This window comes from Deinococcus sp. AJ005, assembly GCF_009017495.1.
In the GTDB taxonomy this organism is placed as follows: domain Bacteria; phylum Deinococcota; class Deinococci; order Deinococcales; family Deinococcaceae; genus Deinococcus.
Genome location: NZ_CP044990.1, coordinates 2,925,283 through 2,944,050 on the forward strand (window position 1 = coordinate 2,925,283; position 18,768 = coordinate 2,944,050).

At 63.2% G+C, this 18,768-nt stretch carries 21 protein-coding genes and 4 tRNA genes; 15 read left to right on the forward strand and 10 right to left on the reverse strand.

What is annotated here, in order from left to right; genetic code table 11:
- Nucleotides 1-41: 41 nt before the first annotated feature.
- Nucleotides 42-623 (reverse strand): DinB family protein, encoded by a 582-nt coding sequence (locus tag DAAJ005_RS16030; protein WP_151847982.1) that lies wholly within the window; start codon nucleotides 621-623, stop codon nucleotides 42-44.
- On the reverse strand, nucleotides 620-1,615 hold the full coding sequence (locus DAAJ005_RS16035) for a tRNA-dihydrouridine synthase (protein WP_226342703.1): 996 nt from the start codon (nucleotides 1,613-1,615) through the stop codon (nucleotides 620-622). Before DAAJ005_RS16035 ends, DAAJ005_RS16030 begins: the two co-directional genes overlap by 4 nt.
- 288 nt (nucleotides 1,616-1,903) lie before the next feature.
- Between DAAJ005_RS16035 and DAAJ005_RS16040 the strand changes: the two genes are divergently transcribed.
- Nucleotides 1,904-2,407, forward strand: a complete 504-nt coding sequence (locus DAAJ005_RS16040; protein WP_151847984.1) for a GNAT family N-acetyltransferase — start codon at nucleotides 1,904-1,906, stop codon at nucleotides 2,405-2,407.
- A 79-nt stretch (nucleotides 2,408-2,486) separates the two neighbouring features.
- Here DAAJ005_RS16040 and DAAJ005_RS16045 read toward each other — a convergent pair whose 3' ends face one another.
- Nucleotides 2,487-3,890: an RtcB family protein gene (locus tag DAAJ005_RS16045; RefSeq protein WP_151847985.1), complete on the reverse strand. Its 1,404-nt coding sequence runs from the start codon at nucleotides 3,888-3,890 to the stop codon at nucleotides 2,487-2,489.
- Between the two features lie 250 nt (nucleotides 3,891-4,140).
- On the opposite strand from DAAJ005_RS16045, the gene DAAJ005_RS16050 reads away from it, so the two are divergent.
- On the forward strand, nucleotides 4,141-5,106 hold the full coding sequence (locus DAAJ005_RS16050) for an ABC transporter substrate-binding protein (protein ID WP_151847986.1): 966 nt from the start codon (nucleotides 4,141-4,143) through the stop codon (nucleotides 5,104-5,106).
- 62 nt (nucleotides 5,107-5,168) lie between these two features.
- On the opposite strand, the gene DAAJ005_RS16055 is transcribed toward DAAJ005_RS16050, so the two are convergent.
- Both DAAJ005_RS16055 and DAAJ005_RS16060 read right to left on the reverse strand, forming a co-directional pair.
- Nucleotides 5,169-7,052, reverse strand: coding sequence for an ABC transporter ATP-binding protein (locus DAAJ005_RS16055; RefSeq protein WP_151847987.1), 1,884 nt, complete (start codon nucleotides 7,050-7,052; stop codon nucleotides 5,169-5,171).
- Nucleotides 7,049-9,001 (reverse strand): ABC transporter ATP-binding protein, encoded by a 1,953-nt coding sequence (locus DAAJ005_RS16060; RefSeq protein WP_151848625.1) that lies wholly within the window; start codon nucleotides 8,999-9,001, stop codon nucleotides 7,049-7,051. Before DAAJ005_RS16060 ends, DAAJ005_RS16055 begins: the two co-directional genes overlap by 4 nt.
- A 499-nt stretch (nucleotides 9,002-9,500) precedes the next feature.
- Between DAAJ005_RS16060 and DAAJ005_RS16065 the strand changes: the two genes are divergently transcribed.
- The 13 genes from DAAJ005_RS16065 (at nucleotide 9,501) to rplL (ending at nucleotide 15,687) form a co-directional block, all read left to right on the forward strand.
- A tRNA-Thr gene (locus DAAJ005_RS16065) sits at nucleotides 9,501-9,576 on the forward strand.
- Nucleotides 9,577-9,622: 46 nt separating this feature from the next.
- Nucleotides 9,623-9,708 (forward strand) — tRNA-Tyr (locus DAAJ005_RS16070).
- A 22-nt stretch (nucleotides 9,709-9,730) separates the two neighbouring features.
- Nucleotides 9,731-9,803: transfer RNA gene (locus tag DAAJ005_RS16075), tRNA-Gly, on the forward strand.
- A gap of 27 nt (nucleotides 9,804-9,830) precedes the next feature.
- Nucleotides 9,831-9,905: transfer RNA gene (locus DAAJ005_RS16080), tRNA-Thr, on the forward strand.
- Nucleotides 9,906-10,119: 214 nt separating this feature from the next.
- Nucleotides 10,120-11,337, forward strand: coding sequence for an elongation factor Tu (gene tuf, locus DAAJ005_RS16085; protein WP_151847988.1), 1,218 nt, complete (start codon nucleotides 10,120-10,122; stop codon nucleotides 11,335-11,337).
- Between the two features lie 77 nt (nucleotides 11,338-11,414).
- Nucleotides 11,415-11,978, forward strand: a complete 564-nt coding sequence (locus DAAJ005_RS16090) for a pyridoxamine 5'-phosphate oxidase family protein (protein WP_151847989.1) — start codon at nucleotides 11,415-11,417, stop codon at nucleotides 11,976-11,978.
- 174 nt (nucleotides 11,979-12,152) lie between these two features.
- On the forward strand, nucleotides 12,153-12,320 hold the full coding sequence (gene rpmG, locus DAAJ005_RS16095; RefSeq protein ID WP_029479293.1) for a 50S ribosomal protein L33: 168 nt from the start codon (nucleotides 12,153-12,155) through the stop codon (nucleotides 12,318-12,320).
- A 76-nt stretch (nucleotides 12,321-12,396) separates the two neighbouring features.
- Complete coding sequence (gene secE / locus DAAJ005_RS16100; RefSeq protein ID WP_075833599.1) at nucleotides 12,397-12,576, forward strand: preprotein translocase subunit SecE; 180 nt, start codon at nucleotides 12,397-12,399, stop codon at nucleotides 12,574-12,576.
- Nucleotides 12,573-13,145 carry a transcription termination/antitermination protein NusG gene (nusG, locus tag DAAJ005_RS16105; RefSeq protein WP_151847990.1) on the forward strand — a complete coding sequence of 191 codons (573 nt, stop codon included), beginning with the start codon at nucleotides 12,573-12,575 and terminating at the stop codon, nucleotides 13,143-13,145. The genes secE and nusG overlap by 4 nt, the downstream gene beginning before the upstream one ends.
- A gap of 163 nt (nucleotides 13,146-13,308) precedes the next feature.
- Complete coding sequence (rplK, locus tag DAAJ005_RS16110) at nucleotides 13,309-13,743, forward strand: 50S ribosomal protein L11 (protein ID WP_151847991.1); 435 nt, start codon at nucleotides 13,309-13,311, stop codon at nucleotides 13,741-13,743.
- Entirely contained in the window at nucleotides 13,736-14,431 is a 696-nt protein-coding gene (gene rplA, locus DAAJ005_RS16115) for a 50S ribosomal protein L1 (protein ID WP_151847992.1), read from the forward strand. The genes rplK and rplA overlap by 8 nt, the downstream gene beginning before the upstream one ends.
- Nucleotides 14,432-14,646: 215 nt before the next feature.
- Nucleotides 14,647-15,240, forward strand: coding sequence for a 50S ribosomal protein L10 (gene rplJ / locus DAAJ005_RS16120; RefSeq protein ID WP_151847993.1), 594 nt, complete (start codon nucleotides 14,647-14,649; stop codon nucleotides 15,238-15,240).
- 81 nt (nucleotides 15,241-15,321) lie between these two features.
- Complete coding sequence (gene rplL, locus DAAJ005_RS16125; RefSeq protein ID WP_075833606.1) at nucleotides 15,322-15,687, forward strand: 50S ribosomal protein L7/L12; 366 nt, start codon at nucleotides 15,322-15,324, stop codon at nucleotides 15,685-15,687.
- Between the two features lie 191 nt (nucleotides 15,688-15,878).
- Here rplL and DAAJ005_RS16130 read toward each other — a convergent pair whose 3' ends face one another.
- The 5 genes from DAAJ005_RS16130 to DAAJ005_RS16150 all read right to left on the reverse strand — a co-directional run bounded on the left by DAAJ005_RS16130 (nucleotide 15,879) and on the right by DAAJ005_RS16150 (nucleotide 18,506).
- Nucleotides 15,879-16,403 carry a hypothetical protein gene (locus DAAJ005_RS16130; protein ID WP_226342704.1) on the reverse strand — a complete coding sequence of 175 codons (525 nt, stop codon included), beginning with the start codon at nucleotides 16,401-16,403 and terminating at the stop codon, nucleotides 15,879-15,881.
- A 29-nt stretch (nucleotides 16,404-16,432) separates the two neighbouring features.
- Complete coding sequence (locus DAAJ005_RS16135) at nucleotides 16,433-16,759, reverse strand: GIY-YIG nuclease family protein (RefSeq protein ID WP_151847995.1); 327 nt, start codon at nucleotides 16,757-16,759, stop codon at nucleotides 16,433-16,435.
- Nucleotides 16,756-17,319: a DUF2239 family protein gene (locus DAAJ005_RS16140; protein WP_151847996.1), complete on the reverse strand. Its 564-nt coding sequence runs from the start codon at nucleotides 17,317-17,319 to the stop codon at nucleotides 16,756-16,758. Before DAAJ005_RS16140 ends, DAAJ005_RS16135 begins: the two co-directional genes overlap by 4 nt.
- Before the next feature lie 69 nt (nucleotides 17,320-17,388).
- A complete protein-coding gene (locus DAAJ005_RS16145) occupies nucleotides 17,389-17,712 on the reverse strand; it encodes a hypothetical protein (protein ID WP_151847997.1) in 324 nt (107 codons plus the stop codon).
- Between the two features lie 2 nt (nucleotides 17,713-17,714).
- Nucleotides 17,715-18,506 carry a hypothetical protein gene (locus DAAJ005_RS16150; protein ID WP_151847998.1) on the reverse strand — a complete coding sequence of 264 codons (792 nt, stop codon included), beginning with the start codon at nucleotides 18,504-18,506 and terminating at the stop codon, nucleotides 17,715-17,717.
- Nucleotides 18,507-18,768: the final 262 nt, after the last annotated feature.

Consider the following 18,768-nt stretch of genomic DNA (forward strand, 5'->3'; position numbering starts at 1 on the left):
CGCATCAATTTGCATGCGGGGCGTTTCAGCAGTTCCAGATCTTAAATCTGTTCGGTCTCAGTTTCCTCGGGATCGTCCAGTTCTGGATCATCCAGCCCCTCGCTGGCCGTGGCCTGGGGCCGGGCGAAACGCAGGTAATCGGACCAGGGGGGCGTGTGCCCCAACTGACGCACCATCAGCGCGATCTGGGCGGTGTGGCGAATCTCGTGGGTCATGACGTTCCACATCAACTGGTCCAGGGTCACGGTGTCACTGGCCGGGTCGTCCTGAATCAGTTTGATGCTGCGGTCCAGATCAGGCTCCGAATCCAGGAACGCCTGCGTCTGCTGGCTGACTGTGCGCCCGTAGTCGATGATCCAGGACAGCTCGTACTGCCCGGCCTGCGGTTTGACCCAGTCGTGCTTGAACCGTCCGTCGCTCTGAAGGTTCTCGCCGCGCGCGATGTAATGGACCCAGTGGTCCTCGACATCCGTGGTGTGCAGCAAGAGATCCTTGATGCTGTGAAAGCGGTCCCCGGACTCGATCAGATCGCGGTCCAGGTCGGCGGCGGGCAGGGCACGCAGATAATTCCACAGTTGTTCGCGTGCGGCAGACAGGTAGGTGTAATACTCGCGAACATTCATGGATAACTCCCAGCATACTCTGTAGAAGCCCTTGAAACCGCCCCTGTCTGAACTGTCCCGCCCTGCGGCAGTGAATCTGCCAATGAATTTGGCTGGAGAATCAGCAGAGGAGCCAGCACCCGCCTGACATCGGCCACGGTCACCACCTGGGTCAGATCGGAGTGCAGCTCGGGATAATCCGGCAAGTATTTGGGCAGCACCTTGCGGAGTGGGCGCAGGGTCAGGCGGCCCGTGTCGTCGTTGTAGAACTGCGTCTGAAGTTCGGCGTGGCGTAGCGCAGTCTGTGCGCGGGCCTGGGCGCTGGGCCGCTCCCCGTGGTTCTGCCCTTCTGCCAGCGCGCGGAAGATCCAGGGGTTGCCCACCGAGCCGCGCCCGATCATCACGGCGGCCACGCCACTGGCCTGCTGGCGCTGCTGGGCCGTCTGCGCGTCCTGGATGTCGCCGCTGCCCACCACCGGCACCGATACGCTCTCTGCCACGCGGGCAATCGCGTCCCAATCGGCCTCGCCGGTATAACGCTGGCGGCTGGTGCGACCATGCACGGTGATCAGCGACGCCCCTGCTCCCTCCAGCCCCTGCGCCACCTCCACGCTGCGGTCCGTATCCCAGCCCAGGCGGATCTTGGCGCTCACGTCCAGCGCGGTGGCTGCCCGCATGGCCTGAATCAGCGTGAAGGCCACTTCCGGCGTCTGGAGCAGGCACGCGCCGCCCTTACCGCGAATTTTAGGCACCGGACACCCCATATTCAGGTCAATGGCCGCCGGGACAAACCACGCCTCCGCACGGGCCACGGCAGCAGCAAGCAGTTCGGGTTCCGCGCCGAAGAGCTGCACCACCCGCCCCTGCTCCCCGGCATAGGGGCGGCCCAGATTCAGTTTCTCGGTATCACCGCCCAGCACCAGTCCACGCGCACTGATCATCTCGCTGACGGTCCACAGCGCGCCCTGTTCGGCAGCCAGTTGCCGCATGGGGGCGTCGCTGTAGCCCGCCATCGGGGCCAGCACCGCACCGGGGCGCGATAGCCGGACCGCGTAAAACCCTGACGCGGGCGGTCTGCCAGCACTCGGGCTGTCAGAACCCGAGGTGTCAGAAAAGGGAGAGGCGTGGACGGTCATCATCTCAGGGTAGCGCACCCCCCCACCCCTTGAGATGAACCCCCCCTCAAGCGCTGGGATAAGGGAAATTCATACCCGTGTCAGAAGGCGGGGTGTATGCTCTTTCTCAGTCCAGTCCCTTCCTCTCCCCCCTCATTCCTGCCACACTGGACAGGAGGCTCCGCCTTGAATTCCACTCCGCTGGCGCTGCACCACGCGCCGCTGCTGCATATGCTCTACACCGCCTCTCCGGGTTACTTTGCCCTGCTGGGCAGCCGTATCCCGTCCCTGCGCGAGACCGAACGGGACGTGGAAATCGCCCTGCTCGACCCGCGCCGCCGCCTGGAACTGCTGCATGACGCACAGGGCGAACTGGTGGGCAGCCTTGACTACAAGCTTGACTACCCGCAACCCGGCGACCTGACCATCAATCTGCTGCTGATCCGCGAGGACCGCCAGTCCCAGCGTCTGGGCGAACAGGCCGTCCGCGATCTGGAGGAACGCCTGCCGCCCCAGATCACGCGCATCCTGGCCAGTGTGCTGGGCGAGAATCCGCGCGGCGTCCGCTTCTGGGAAAGGCTGGGCTTCGAGTTCACGGTGGACGCCCGCCCGGTCATGACCTGGTACGCCAAACCCCTGCACGCCCGCCTGCATGACACGGACCCCAGCCTGAGGGTGGCCAGCGACTGACACCCGCTTTGCTCAGCAGAGTGAAACGGGAGAATTAAAAAGCCCTCCCCGTGTAGGAGAGGGTTGGGTCAGGAACGGGCTAGATGTCCTCGCTGCCGCTGTCCATACGGACCACCTTCGGCGTGAACCGGGCCACCACCTCCACCAGATCGGTCTGACGCGCAATTACGTCCTCGATGCGCTTGTACGCCTGCGGGGCCTCGTCGATGCCGCCGCCCATCAGCGTGACGCCGCGCTCCTTGAGGTAAGCCGTGACTTCCTTTTTCACCAGCTTACTGATGGCAGCCTTGCGCCCCAACTGGCGGCCCGCGCCGTGGCTGGCGCTGGCCAGGGCGTCCCCGTGGCCCCGCCCGCGCACCACGAAACCGGGATCGGCCATGCTGCCGGGGATGAGTCCCAGTTGCCCAGCAGCAGCAGGGGTTGCCCCCTTGCGGTGGACGATTAGTTCCTGGCCGTTCACATGCTGCTTCCAGGCCAGATTGTGGCTGTTGTGGGCGGAGGCCAGCACGTCCACCCCCAGAGCGCGGGCCAGCCGCGCATGGATCAGCTCATGGTTGGCCAGCGCGTAACGTCCGGCCAGATTCATGGCCTGCCAGTACGCCTGTCCTTCCTCGGAGTCCAAGGACAGCCACGCCAGCTTTTTAGCGGCTGGATCGAGGTTGGGATGCAGTCGCTCGGCCAGAGTGGTGAAGTGCCCGGCCACCTGCGCCCCGAAGCCGCGCGAGCCGCTGTGGGACAGCAACGCCAGGTATTCCCCGGCCTCCAGCCCCAGGTCAGCAGCGCCCAGCGTCAGCGTGCCGAACTCCGCAAAGTGGTTGCCGCTGCCAGAACTGCCGATCTGCGCCGCCGCCTTCTCGAACAGGTGGCCCAGCAGGGGCTGATCGTCCCAGGTACTTTCGTGTAGAACCTCGTGATCCTCGCGCTCGCGCTTCTCGAAGGCCACCCCCGCGCCGAAGCGGGTGTGCTTGAGTAGCAGGGTTTTCGCCTCTTCCAGTTTCAGCGCGCCGGGCTGCATGGCGAAGATGCTCAGGCGCATGCTGCACCCGATATCGACGCCCACGCCATACGGGATCACCGCATTCTCCGTCGCCAGCACGCCGCCAATCGGCAGGCCGTAACCCACATGCGCGTCGGGCATCAGTGCCCCGGCGCGGGTGATCGGCAGACGCATCGCCACATCCATCTGCGCGCGTGCGCCCGGCTCGATCAGGTCCGCTCCCCACACGCCGTAGGGCAGCGGAACTGGCCGCAGGGCCGCACCCTTCTCACTTTCATTCAAGGCAGCGAGAGCGCTTAGCTCTGCGGCCAGTTCCGCGTAGATGCCGCCCGTCAGGTATACAGCGGGGTCTGCTTGAACTGCGCGCAATTCGTCCAAAATCTCGCCGCGTTCCAGTCCCGCGCCCTCGCGCAGGGCGGCGGCAGCCACGGCCAGCCCAATGGCCTTTCTCTCGAATCCCAGTTTTGTGATGTGCTTTCCGTTCATAGTCTTTCCCTTTGTGTCAGAGGCTCTCGCGCCTTCCGAAGTGTGCTTGATCGGGGTCAGTTGGACCGCGCCAATCTATTTCTTGATCCGAATTTCGGTCTGCTGGCATGTCCACCTCCCCCTTTGCTCCCCTCACTGTGCCGCATAGCCGGACATAGCAGCATCAGCACAATGGCGGGGCAATGGGCGGGACAGTGGCTTAGCGTGGCCCATCACAGACGCGTCACGCCCCGCTCCTATACTCAGTTTCATGAAGCACTTTGCCCTCCTCTCCCTGGCGTTCCTGCTGGGAGGAACCCAGACCACCCAGGCCCAGACGCCCACACGCACGGTCAATATCGGCCTGGGCTACAACCCGGACGTGCAATTCACGCCCTTTTATGTGGCCGACAAGCTGGGGTACTTTGCCGCCGAGGGGCTGAAGGTCAACTATCAGCACGGCTACGTGACCCAACTGCTGCCTCTCCTGCTGCAAGGCAAACTGGACTTCGTGGTGGGCGATCCCGAAGACGCCATCTTCGCCAGGAACCAGGGTGCAGACGTCAAATACATCATGACCATGTACCAGAAGAACCCAGTCACGGTCTTCAGCCTCAAGCCGCTGGACGGGATTGCCAGCTTAAAAGGCAAGACGGTGGGCATTCCTGGCCCTTACGGCAGCAGTTACCACGCCATTCAGGCCGTGCTGGACAGCGCCAACCTCAAGGAAGGCAAGGACATCACGTTGTCCACCATCGGCTTCACGCAGCAGGACGCGGTGCGGGCCGGGCGGGTGGACGCCGCCGTGGGCTACATCAACAACGACGTGGTGTTGCTGGGCCAGTCGGTGAAGAAGAAGGTCTATACCCTGGACATTTCCGCCGCGTACCCGATGGTGGGCGTGGGCCTGATCGCCTCCGGCAAGTCGCTAACGGGTGATCTGGCCGCCAAAGTGGTGCGGGCCAGCCAGCGCGGCCTGAAATTCACGGTGGCGGACCCCGCCCGCGCCTTCAAACTGGCCCAGCCCGTGTTTGGCAAGGCGGGGACGCTGGAGATCCTCAAGGCCAGCACGCCGCTGATGACCAGTGCCTACACGCAGGCCAACGGCATCGGCGCAAGCAATCCCGATGCCTGGACAAAAGCGGTGGCTGTCCTGGTCAAGCAGGGAAATCTGCCCGCCGGAGCGAAGGCGACGGACTATTACAGCAACGGGTTTATCAGCAAGACCTTGAAGTAGCGCGGGGCAACGGAAAGAGGCCGGAATGCATATTGCTTCCGGCCTCTTCCCGTTGGGTGGCGTCAATCCGCCGCGTCGGCCTGCGAATACTGGAGGCGGTGCAGGCGGGCGTAGTAGCCGCCCTGTTCCAGCAGTTCGCTGTGGCTGCCCTGCTCCACCACGCGGCCCTTCTTCATCACCACGATCCGGTCACAGTGTTCGATGGTACTGAGGCGGTGGGCGATGATCACGCTGGTGCGCCCGTACATCACCTTGATCAGCGCCTGCTGAATCCGCAGCTCGGTCTCGGTGTCCACGTTGGCAGTGGCCTCGTCCAGCACCAGCAGAATGTCCGGGTTCTGAATCAGCGCGCGGGCGAAGGCCAGCAGTTGCTTCTGCCCGGTGGACAGGGTCGCGCCGCGTTCGCGCACCTCGGTCTGGTAACCGTTTTCCAGCGACAGGATGTAGTCGTGGACGCCCACGTACTTGCAGGCTTCCACCACGCGCTCATGCGGAATCTCGGTGTTGTTCAGGGTCAGGTTGCTCTCGATGGTCCCGGCGAACAGGAACACCTCCTGCAAGACCACCCCCACATGCTTGCGGAGGTCGTGCTGCGCCAGATCGCGCACGTTCTCGCCGTCCACTTTCACGGCCCCGCGCTGCACGTCGTAAAAGCGGCTGACCAGGGCCGTCACGCTGGTCTTGCCTGCGCCCGTCGCACCCACCAGGGCCACGCTCTCGCCCGGCTGGATGTGCAGATCGATGCCGCGCAGAATCCAGCGGCTGTCGCTGTCGGGCGTCTCGGCGGTGACGGTCTGATCGTAGGCAAACCAGACCTGTTCAAAGTCCACCCGGCCCTCGAAGTTCGGCAGCGTTTTGGCGTCCGGCTTGTCGGCAATTTCTTCTTCCGTGTCCAGCACGCCGAAGATGCGCTCGCTGGAGGCCATCGCCGCTTGCAGGGTATTGAACACGTCAGCCAGATCCTGAATCGGCTGGAACAGTTGCTGCGACAGTTGGATAAAGGCAAACAGCGTGCCCACCGTGATCGCCCCGGCCACCACGCCCGTCTGCAAAGCCCCGTTGGCATCCACGCCCACGCCCAGAATCTGCTGCGAGGCGAAGAACAGAATCAGCGCCACGGCCACCTGTCCCAGCACGGCTACGACGGGCATGAACAGCGAGAACCAGTGGACGCTGTTCTCGTTGGCGGTCAGCAGGGCGCGGTTGCTGTGGTCAAAATCCAGCGCGCTGCGGCGTTCGCGCCCGAACAGTTGCACGGTCAGCATCCCGGTGATGTTCTCGTTGAGCTTGCTGTTCACGGTGGCCTGATGGGTGCGGGTGTCGCGGAAGGCGTCGCGCAACTTGGTGCGGAAGAAGTTGGTGGCGAAATACAGCACCGGCAGCACCGTGAAGCTGATCAGCGCCAGTCGCCAGTTGACCGACAGCATGATGACCACGTACACCACGATGATAAAGCTGCTCTGGATCAGGCTGACCAGCCCGTTGGTGATGAACTGGTTGATGGCGTCCACGTCGCTGGTGACGCGGGTGATCAGGCGGCCCACCGGGTTCTGATCGAAGTAGGACAGTTGCAGCCGTTGCAGCTTGCTGAACACGTCGGCGCGGATGTCGCGCAGGACGTTCTGGCCCAGGTAGCCGATGGCGAGGGCGAAGGCGTATTGCAGGCCAAATTGCAGCACCTTGAGGCCCGCAAACAGCAGAGCCGTCATGGTCAGACCCCGGTACAGCGCGTCCACATTGCCGCCGCGTTGCAGGGCCAGCGGCGTCAGGAAACTGTCGATGGCGTGGCGCTGGATCAGCGCGAAGACGGGCGAGGCCAGCGAGATCAGCAGCGCCAGCACGATGCCGCCGATCACCAGTCGCAGGTACGGCTGGACGTAGCGCAGCACGCGGCGGGTGAGTTGAGCGTCGAATTCCTTCTTGTAGCTGTCGTCGGGAGCGGTCACTTCAGCACCTCCTGACGGGTCTGGGTTTGCGTGGGCTGGGTTTGCGTAGCCTGGGTCTGGGTCGCCTGGGCGTCGCGGATGGCCTCCCGGCGCGCGGCCAGACGGTCCGCTGCCGCTTCGGGATCACCGATGGCGTCGTCTTCCTCGTCCAGATCGCTGGCCAGACGTTGCAGGCGTTCCAGCTCGGCGTAATGGCCGTTCAGTTCCAGCAGCTCGTCGTGACTGCCCTGCTCGGTCACGCGGCCCTCTTCCAGCACCACGATCTTGTCGGCGTGGCGCAGCGTGCTGACGCGGTGGGCGATCAGGATCACGGTGCGGCCCTGGCTGACCTCGCGCAGGCCGTCCAGAATCTTGCGCTCGGTCTCGGTGTCCACCGCCGAGAGGCTGTCGTCCAGAATCAGGATGGCCGGTTCGCGCACGATGGCCCGCGCAATGGCGGTGCGCTGGCGCTGGCCGCCGCTGAGGGTCACGCCACGCTCGCCGAGCAGCGTCTCGAAGCCGTCTGGGAAGCCCTCGATGTCTTCCAGCAGTCCGGCCAGTCGGGCGGCGTTGCGGACCCGCTCCGGGTCAGGCTGCTGGGGAATATTCGGCACAGGCGGCGCACCCACCACGCTCACGCCAGTCTTGACCAGGGGCAACTCCTGCTTTTCCACCCCGAAGGCGATGTTGTTGGCCAGCGTGTCCCCGAACAGGAAGGGTTCCTGCGGCACCACGGCCACCGCGTCGTGCAGCACCCGCAGCGGAATGACCCGCAGATCATGGCCGTCCATGCGGACCACGCCGGAGCTGGGGTCCATGCTGCGGGTGATGAGCTGCCCCAGCACGGTCTTGCCGCTGCCGGTGGGGCCAGTGATGCCCAGAAAGGTCCCGGCAGGAACATGCAGATCGATACTTTTAAGCACCTCGCGGGTGCCGTAATTCATCGACACGTTCTGGAAGCGCAAGTCGCCGTCCAGCGTGCGGATGCTGGTGTCGGTGCGGCCCGGCACGTCCTGCACCTGGGCGCGGGCGTCGTACAGCTCACGCAGACGCAGCCACGACGCCAGCCCGCGCTGGGTCACGCCGGTAATCCAGCCGATCATCAGCATCGGGAAAGTCAGGCGTTCCAGGGTGCCCACGAACTGCACGAACATTCCCACCGTGAAGGCCCCGTTCGAGTTCAGGATCAGCCGCCCGCCCACCAGCAGGATCAGCGCAAAAGCCAGCCCGAGCAGCAGGCTCATGAACGATCTGAGGGGACCGTCCACCTTGGTCAGCGCGATGTTGCGCTTCAGCAGTTCCAGGTTCATGGCCTTGTACTCGCTGATCTCGCGGTCCTCGATGGCGTAGCCCTTGACCACCCGCGCGCCGCTGAAGTTTTCCTGCGCCTTGCCCGCGATCTTGCTGTTCTGCTCCTGCGCCAGCCGGTGGCGCACATTGATCAGCCGCGCCAGATACGTCAGCACGCCCACGATGATGGGCACCACCGCCAGCACGATCAGGGTCAGTTGCCAGCTCAGGCTGAACATCACGGCGAACGAGGTCAGAAAGCCCGACACGATGTTCACGATCTGCCAGAGGCCGAAACCCAGCGTCTCGCGCACGGCGCTCAGATCGCCGGTCAGGCGGTTCATCAGGTCGCCGGTACTGGCGCGGTCGTAATACGGCTTGTCCAGCCCTTGCAGGTGGGCAAAGATGTCGCGCCGGATTTCGTACTCGGTCTGGCGCGAGGCCACCACGATCAATCGGCGCATGTACAGCATGAACACGCCCGCTGCCACCGCCGCCACCACGATGCCCAGCGCGTACCATCCAGCCTGCGCCAGCGTGATGCCGGGCGTGCCAGGATCGCCGTCGCGCGCCCCGGTCAGGCCGTCGATGACCAGACGAATGAAATAGAAGGGCAACAGGTTGATGCTGTTGGCAAAGATGACCAGCACCATGCCGATGATGTACTGGCGCTGGTGCATTTTCAGATAGGGCCACAGGGAACGCAGACTGTCCAAGAGAAAAACCTCGTTGGGGTGACACGGTGGGCATGTCAGAAAAGGGGGCGAGAGAATCAAAGAGCGGGTCTGGGCCACCGGAAAAGGCGTCCAGAAACAACTCGTGCGCCGGACAGCATACGCCGCATGGCCTGGCAGGGAATGCGCCGAATGGCTCATAGCCCCGAAGCTGCCCAGCAAGTGGGGACGGCTGCCTGACCCATCCACCGGGAAGGTCCGCCCATGCTGGACAGCCCGCAGATCAACCCTGGTCAGACCTGTATGGAAGGCGAGAAAAGTCGCGCTGTTCTACAGATTCGGGAGTATGCCGAACAGTCAGGCCAGCCTTTCGGGGGCCGCTCAGGAAGCTCCCGCCAGCAAGGTTTGACACCCTCTATAACCAGTGCTACTATTCCCAGCCGGAAGTGAACGTGCCTGCGCGGCCTCTTCCGCACCCAGATGGGACAGCTTTGCCTTCGCTCCAGCCACCCTAGCTCAACTGGTAGAGCACCCGATTTGTAATCGGAAGGTTGTCGGTTCGATTCCGATGGGTGGCTCCACAGTTTCATCGTCAGTTACAGTCGGCGGTGAAACCATGACAACTGCGGGTAGGTGGCCGAGTGGTTAAAGGCGACAGACTGTAAATCTGTTCACGTAAGTGTACGGCGGTTCGAATCCGCCCCTGCCCACCAGCGCTTTACCTCCTCTCATCCTGCGGGAATAGCTCAGTTGGTAGAGCGTCAGCTTCCCAAGCTGAATGTCGCGAGTTCAAGTCTCGTTTCCCGCTTATCCTTTTTCGCCCCCTCTCAGACGCGCTTCTGTAGCTCAGTGGTAGAGCACTCCCTTGGTAAGGGAGAGGTCATCAGTTCGAACCTGATCAGAAGCTCCAGCAATCTTTACCAGAGTTCCACGGTTTCATGGAATCGGCCTGCATGTTTTTCGTGTGGGCCGCTTCTGATGACTCCCGCCGCAAAAACGTGAGGCAGGTCTTGGCGCGGGTCAGGTAGGCGGGTACACTGTTCAGGCTTGCCCGCCGTTGAATTTAACAGCAGGGCAGTCTTCACCTCAAGCCCCCATTCAGTCTTTTTCAGGAGGACATCAACATGGCAAAAGGCACTTTTTCGCGCAGCAAGCCGCACGTGAACATCGGCACCATCGGTCACGTCGATCACGGCAAGACCACCCTGACCGCCGCCATCACCTTCACGGCAGCCGCGATGGACCCCACCATCGAAACGATGGACTACAGCCAGATCGACAAGGCCCCCGAAGAAAAGGCCCGTGGCATCACCATCAACACCTCCCACGTCGAGTACCAGACCGCCACCCGCCACTACAGCCACGTCGACTGCCCCGGCCACGCCGACTACATCAAGAACATGATCACCGGCGCAGCGCAGATGGACGGCGCGATCCTGGTCGTCAGCTCCGCTGACGGCCCCATGCCCCAGACCCGCGAACACATCCTGCTGGGCCGCCAGGTGGGCATCCCCTACATGGTTGTCTTCATGAACAAGGTGGACATGGTCGACGACGAAGAGTTGCTCGAACTCGTGGAAATGGAAGTCCGTGAACTCCTGAGCAAGTACGAGTTCCCCGGCGACGATCTGCCCGTGGTCAAGGGCAGCGCCCTCCAGGCACTGGAAGTTCTCCAGAAGAACCCCAAGACCCCCCGTGGTGAAGACAAGTGGGTCGACGGCATCTGGGAACTTCTGGACGCCGTGGACAGCTACATCCCCACCCCCGAGCGCGACACCGACAAGGCGTTCCTGATGCCCGTCGAAGACGTCTTCACCATCACCGGACGCGGCACCGTCGCCACCGGACGTATCGAGCGCGGCATCGTCAAGATCCAGGATGAAGTCGAGATCGTGGGTCTGCGCGACACCAAGAAGACCACCGTGACCGGCGTGGAAATGCACCGCAAGCTGTTGGATTCCGGCATGGCCGGCGACAACGTGGGCGTGTTGCTGCGCGGCGTCGCTCGCGACGACGTGGAGCGCGGCCAGGTGCTCTCGAAGCCCGGCAGCATCAAGCCCCACACCAAGTTCGAAGCCAGCACCTACGTGCTGTCCAAGGACGAGGGTGGACGCCACAGCGCGTTCTTCGGCGGCTACCGTCCCCAGTTCTACTTCCGCACCACGGACGTGACCGGTGTGGTGGAACTGCCCGAAGGCGTGGAAATGGTCATGCCCGGCGACAACATCACCTTCATCGTGGAACTGATCAAGCCGATCGCCATGGAAGAAGGACTGCGCTTCGCCATCCGTGAAGGTGGCCGCACCGTCGGCGCAGGCGTCGTGACCAAAGTCATCGAATAAGCTTTGAAACTAGAAAGAGGAGGCTCTCGGGCTTCCTCTTTTTTTGTTGCACCAATGCGGTGCGCTAGCCTGACCGCATGGCAAAACAGTTTGCGGCCATCAGCCCAGAGCATCAGGCCTTCGTCGAGAGGCAGCCGATCTTCTTCGTAGGCACGGCGGCGGCGGACGGGCGGGTCAACGTGTCGCCCAAGGGAATGGACAGCCTGCGGGTGGTGGGGCCGAACCGGGTGATGTGGCTGAACGTGACGGGCAGCGGCAACGAGACTGCCGCGCACCTGCTCCAGCTTCCGCGCATGACGCTGATGTTCTGTGCCTTTGAAGGTGCGCCGCTGATCCTGCGACTGTACGGCACGGCCCGCATGGTCCAGCCGGATCAGGCCGAGTGGGCAGACCTTTACGCCCAGTTTCCACCGCTGCCTGCCGCGCGCCAGATCTATCTGCTGGACGTCAATCTGGTACAGACCTCCTGCGGAATGGCGGTGCCCCTGATGGACTTGCGCGAGGGACGCGAAAACCTGAACGAGGTTCACCACAAACTGAGTGACGGGCAACTGGACGACTACAGGCAGCGCAAGAACGCCCAGAGCATCGACGGATTTCCAACGGGACTGCCTGAATCCGCCGAAGCCTTACTTTCCTAATTCTCCAGAAACGGCGGTGGACAGTCCGCCCGTCACGGTTTATACTCGTGGGTGTTGCCCGCCACCCCGGCGGGCTTTTACCAGCGAATGATCCTGCCGCCATCAGAATGATTGTGGGCAGGCGCTGGGAGCAGAATTCCCCTTTATGGGGTGGCTGCGAAAGGAGCGACCAACATGGCGAAAGACGGACCCCGCATTATCGTGAAGATGGAAAGCACCGCCGGCACGGGCTTTTACTACACCACCACCAAGAATCGCCGCAACACGCAGGCCAAGCTGGAACTGCGCAAGTATGACCCCATGGCAAAAAAGCATGTGGTCTTCAAGGAGAAGAAGGTCTGATTCCGGTTTTCTCCAGGCGGCCTGTGCTGGCCCGGAGACGCCGTTTCAGTCCCCTTCCTCTTCCGCAGGTGAATGCATGAATCTGATTCAGTACTTCCAGGACTCGCGCGCCGAACTGGCCCGTGTGTCGTGGCCGACGCGCCAGCAGGTGTTTGAAGGCACGCAGGCCGTGCTGATCTTCGTCGTGGCCCTGTCCATCATCGTGTGGGTGCTGGACCTGGTGTTCAGCAACTTGATCCGATTGGTGCTGCCATGAGCATCGAATGGTACGCCGTCCACACCTACGTGGGTCAGGAAGACCGCGTGGAACAGCACCTGATGGACCGGGCGGGCAAATTGGGAATGCGCGGCACCAAGATCTTCCAGGTGCTGCAACCCAGTGAGAAAGCGGTGGAACTGCGCGACGGCGGCAAGAAGGAAACCGTAGAGCGCAAGCTGTTTCCCGGCTACGTCTTCGTGCAGATGGACGTGGAAGACGACGATACGCCCGGCGAACTGGGCGAATCGTGGGAAGTGGTGCGCGGCACCAGCGGCGTGACCGGCTTCGTCGGCACCGCCACCCGTCCTGTTCCGCTGTCTTACGAAGAGGTCCAGCGTCTGTTGACCTCGGTGGGCGTGGGCGTGCAGCCCAAGGTCACTGAAGCGCCGCGCGTCAAGGCCGATTTCAAGGCAGGCGACATGGTGCGCGTGACTGGAGGCCCGTTTGCGGACTTCAGCGGCGTGATCAGCGAGATCAACGTGCCGCAGGCCAAGGTCAAGGTGCTGGTCAGCATCTTTGGCCGCGAAACGCCCGTGGAACTTGATTTCAGTCAGGTTGCCAAGTAAATCCACGCTTCCTGCCTGCCGCACTTGGCAGGAGCAGGCTGAGCGAGTAAAATGAAAAAGTTGCTGTCGCTCTGCCCATACGGGCAGCAGAGGCGGAACTTAGCGCTAGCACCCCATCACGTTCTGACAGGATGCGTTCAATCGGGGGAGCTAAGGAGTCAAAATGAAGAAAATTACCGGCATCGTCAAATTGCAACTGCCCGCAGGCAAGGCCACCCCGGCCCCGCCTGTCGGCCCCGCGCTGGGTCAGTACGGCGCGAACATCATGGAGTTCACCAAGGCGTTCAACGCCCTGACGGCGGACAAGGGTGACGCGATCATTCCTGTGGAGATCACCATCTTCGCGGACCGCAGCTTTACCTTCATCACCAAGACCCCGCCCATGAGCTACCTGATCCGCAAGGCCGCAGGTCTGAGCAAGGGCAGCCCCACGCCCAACAAGGCCAAGGTCGGCAAGCTGAACTGGGACCAGGTCATGGAAATTGCCAAGACCAAGATGCCCGACCTCAACGCGGGCAGCGTGGAAGCCGCCGCCAACACCGTCGCGGGAACTGCGCGCAGCATGGGCGTTACCATCGAGGGAGGCCCCAATGCCTAAGCACGGCAAGCGCTACCGCGCACTGGAAGGCAAGGTGGACCGCGACAAGCAGTACACCATCGAGGAAGCCGCTGCCATGGTCAAGGACATCGCCACGGCGAAGTTCGATGAAACGGTGGAAGTCCACTTCCGCCTCGGCATCGATCCCCGCAAGAGTGACCAGAACGTGCGTGGCACGGTTTCGCTGCCTCACGGCACGGGCCGTACCGTTCGCGTGGTGGTCATCACCAAGGGCGAGAACGTCGCCGCTGCCGAGGCCGCTGGCGCAGATGTGGCGGGCGGCGACGAGCTGATCGAACGCATCGCGGGCGGCTTCATGGATTTCGACGCCGTGGTGGCGACCCCCGACATGATGGCGGCTGTGGGTCAGAAACTGGCCCGTCTGCTGGGGCCGCGCGGCCTGCTGCCCAACCCCAAGAGCGGCACCGTAGGTCCCGACGTAACCGGCATGGTCTCCAGCCTCAAGGCCGGGCGCATCGAATTCCGCAACGACAAGACCGGCGTGATCCACGCGCCCATCGGCAAGGCCAGCTTCGATCCGGCCAACCTGAGTGCCAACTACGCCGCGCTGGTCTCCGCGCTGGAAGGGGCCAAGCCCAGCAGCGCCAAGGGTGTGTTCATCCGCACCGTCTTCATGACCACCACGATGGGACCCAGCATTCCGCTGAGCCTCAGCGCCCAGTCCTGAATATCTACTGAGGGGGCAGCACCGCCTCTCCCTCATTCCCAACTCCTGGCACCCCGGTGCAATTTTGCGCCTTTCCCCAATTCGTTTCTAGTGCGGCACCCAAGACAGCGGGGACCCTTGCCCGGTTTAAACATCCCGCCGAGTTGCCAGGCTGCGAAGCGCAAACGCGCGAACTTGCACCTGCAAACTTGTTCAACCACGAGGAGGTTCACTGCGTGGCGAATCCCAAGAACGTGCAGACCCTCAGCACCCTCAAACAGAGCCTGAATGAAATCGAGACGTTTTACGTCGTCGACTATCAGGGTCTGAGCGCAGGGCAACTGAGCAAACTGCGAAGAGACATCCGCGAGAAGGGCGGGCAACTGATCGTTGCCAAGAACACCCTGATCGACCGCGCCCTTCAGGAAGGGGGCCGCGACTTCTCGGCCACCCTGAAAGGCCCCAGCGCCCTGGTGCTGGCCCACTCTGATCCTGCTGGCGTTGCCAAGGCTCTGGCCGACGCCGCCAAGGGCAACGACAAGGGTATTCCCTCTGTCAAGAGCGGCTTCCTGGAAGGCAACAAGGTGGACGCCAGTGTCGTCAACCGCATTGCCAGCCTGGGCAGCAAGGAAACCTTGCAGGCCGAACTGGTCGGCGTGCTCAGCGCCCATCTCAGCAACTTCGTGGGCATCCTCGAAGCGTACAAGACCAAGCTCGAAGAGGGCGGCGCTGGTAACAGTGCCGGTGCTGACGACAACGCTGTGGCCGAAGGTGCTGCTGCTGAGAGCGCTGCTGCTGGCGAAAGCACCGATGAAGGCGCGGGCGCTTAAGCGTCTGCATCTTTTCTCAGATCATCTTCAATCCACCATCAATCCTTAAAGTTTTAATTCCACTTCTGGAGGAACACCAACATGGCATACGACAAGCAGGCAATGATCGATCAACTCGGCACTCTGACCATCATGGAACTCGCGGACCTGATTGACGGCCTTAAAGAGCAGTGGGGCGTGACGGCTGCTGTTTCGATGGGTGGCGGCGCTGCTGCTGCGGCCCCCGCAGCCGAAGAGAAAACTGAATTTGACGTGGTTCTGGTGAGCGCCGGGGCCAGCAAGATCAACGTCATTAAGGAAATCCGCGCCATCACCGGCCTGGGTCTGAAGGAAGCCAAGGACATGAGCGAGAAGGGCGGCGCACTCAAGGAAGGCATCTCCAAGGACGAGGCCGACAAGTTCAAGGCCCAGTTGGAAGCCGTCGGCGCAACTGTCGAGCTGAAGTAAGCCCCAACAGGCTTAACCCCGTTACCGGGAGTGCAGCCCCCTGGCCCTTTGTGGCCGGGGGGTTTTTTTGTGGTCTTGGTTTGAAGGCAGGGCCTGCGCGGTGGCCCCCTCACTCTTCCGACGCTGCGCATCTCCTTCCCTTTCCCACAAGTGGGAAAGGGAAAAGGCGAATAGCGCTTCCATATCAAGTTTTATGGCAGGAGTCGCTGCCTCATTGCCTGCCGTACCAGTAGCGAACTGTCTTGACCCAGCCGTTCGGCGGCGTCGGGTTGAAGATCGGCGCGGGCCGCCAGCACCAGCCGCACGCCGTAATCCGAATCATCCAGCAGCGCGGTCAGCAATTCCAGCGACAGGTCAGGCCGGGCCGCCACCCGCGCCCGCACCTTCCAGACGGTATGCCGGGCAAGCTGGCGAATCTCATCCGTATTCAGCGCTGGGTGTCCGGCCACGGCCACCTGAAAGCGGGGATCGGCATGGGCCAGCGCGTAACGCCGGAGCCAGTCGGGCGCCTGGGGCTGGACCACCAGATTCAGCACGGTGTCGGTGGGCCAGCCCTCCAGCAGACCGGGGTGGGCCAGCCGTAGCAGGCTCAGGGCCGGGTTGCCCAGCACCTGGACGGAATAGTCGGCGGCCAGACGGCCCAGCAAGGCGGCGGGCGTGTTGGGATGGCCGGCCACTGCCGCGCGAATCTCTGGCGAAGGCTGTTCGGACAGCATGGTCAATTGCGCCGCCGTCAACGCTGGCGCTAGTACCGTTGCGTGGGGGGAAGAGCCAGTTTCTCCTGCCATAGTGTCAGCAACTCCTCGAGATCATCTACCGGTTCGTCGCCGGGGTTTTTTGGCTCGATCTCGTCCAGCACTTCAAACACGAAAGTCTCGGGGCCGTCGGTCTGCCAGTCGGCCTGCATGACCCTGTTCGGGTGCAGGCCGTTCTGAAGCTGAAAACGAATGCGGTTGAGCATCCCGTCCAGATGGAGACTCTGGCCCAGCAGGGTGCGCCCGCTGGGCGCGTGCATTACGCGGTAGACGCCCATGCGCGGTGTGAAATCCTTGTACTGGCGGGGCGCAGTCACGATTTCTCCGTGAAGGCGGGCGCGGCCAGATACAGCGCGTGGGTGCGGAGATCCTCCGGCCAGGTCTGCAACTGGGCCGCGAATGCCGCGCCGTCGCCCGCATACAGGGCGCGGGTGGCGTCCTCGTAGCCGGGCAGATCACCGCCGATCACGCCCAGAAAGCGGTCTGTGGCGGTCTGGGCCTGTCGGCGGCGTTCACCGTCCGGGTCTGCCTTGCGGGCCTCGTCGATCAGCCGCCGCAATGCTGCCGAGGCTCCGCCACGCTGGCCCTCCAGCCACTCCCAGTGCCGGGGCAACAGCGTGACCTCACGGGCCACCACGCCCAGTCTGGGGCGGCCCGGCCCAGCTTTGGCGGGTGCGGGGGCGTAGCGCTCCAGCACGTCTTCCAGACTGCCGCGCAGGTCAAAGTCTGTTTGCCGCCCGGTCTGATCGTCAAAGGTCAGCAGGGGTAGAGAGGTGGCCCGTTCCCTGGACTTGAGGAAGGTCAGCACGTCCTGAAGTGGTGCCGTGAGCAGGCGTTCTTGGCCCTGGAAAATGGTCAGCGTCGGCAGGTCAGTCATGTAAAAATACTATCCGGGTAGAATCGATCAAGTCAATATCACCCGGATAGTATCAATGGCTTAGCAATGTCAGGAGAATCTGGCCTCTGTCCGCTTTTGTGAAGGCAGCATCCGGCCCAGCAGCAACAGCAACAACCCATAGAGCAGCACATTGACTGCAAATGGAGCAGTCTGCCAGCCGAGCTGAGCCGGATCAACCCTGGCCGTGGCCTCTTCCTGGCCTGCCACGGCCTGAAGAGAGAAGGCCAGCGGCCAGCCTGCTTCCCGCACAGGCGCGGCGCAGGTGGCTCCCGGCGAACACGGCTCCGTCAGGCGGTAGACGACACGGTTGGCAAACAGACTGAGCAGTGTGCAAGCTACAGCCAGCATCAGGGTCAGCAACAGCCGCCGCACCCTCACTTCAGCTCGCGCCTCAGACCCGAAGCCAGATCGAACCATTCGCGTTCCTGGCGGCGGTAGAGGGCGGTGGCGCGGCTCTCGGTCTTGGCGATGGCGTCCAGCACGGTCTGCGCCTCGGCAGCGCGGCCCTGTTTGACCAGATAGGCGGCGTAGCGGGCGCGGGGTTCCTCGGTGGTGGCGGCGGTCAGGGCGTCTCTGTAGGTGGCGTCAGCCTGGGGCTTGCCCTGCGTTTCCTGGGCCTGGGCCAGCAGGGTCAGGGCGCGGGTGCGGGTGGCGGCGCTGGTCTTGAGGTCCACGGCGTTCAGACGGTCCTCGGCCCCAGCGGGATTGCCGCGCGCCAGATCCAGTTCGGCGCTGGTCAGCAAGACCACCGGATCGTCGGCGTAGATGCCCCGCAGCAGCGGGTCCAGGGTGGCCTGGGCCTCGTCCCTGCGCCCGGCGCGGGCCAGCAGGGCGGCCAGACCAGCGCGGTTGGCCAGCGTGTCGCTCTCGTCCAACTGCGCCTGGGACTCGCGGATGCGGGTGTCCAGCGGCTTAAGGGCCTCCACGCCGCGCGAGACCGCCTGCCCGGCCACGCGTCCGGTGCCGCGCAGGGAGGGGATCAGGACCAGAAAGGTGTAGGCCAGTGCCCCCAGCATGCCGAAGATGCTGCCCAGCAGCGCCCCGAAGCCCAGCAGGAACATCCAGAACATCTGCTGCCGGGTCACGATGGCGTGGACCAGACCCACCACCGCCAGCCCGCGCAGCACGTTGAAGATCAGAGGAAGGTAGGGTTGGATGACGTCCATCTGGACCATGATAGACGGCAGGCCAAAAGAAAATAGGAGTGCAGCTCGCCCCATCTGCCACGCCACGGTTCAGGCCGTCCACACAAATGGCCTGACGATGAGAAGATGAACATTCTCGCTCCCAGCAGGCTCCAGGCAAGAAAGTGGTGACATCGCATGGCCTAGACTGAGGGCCTATGTTCAGGCCCCAGCTCTTCTGGTCGAGACTGTCCCCACTGCCGGAGGCTGTCCGGGCCTGCGGGCTGTAAAGCGGCAGGTGGAA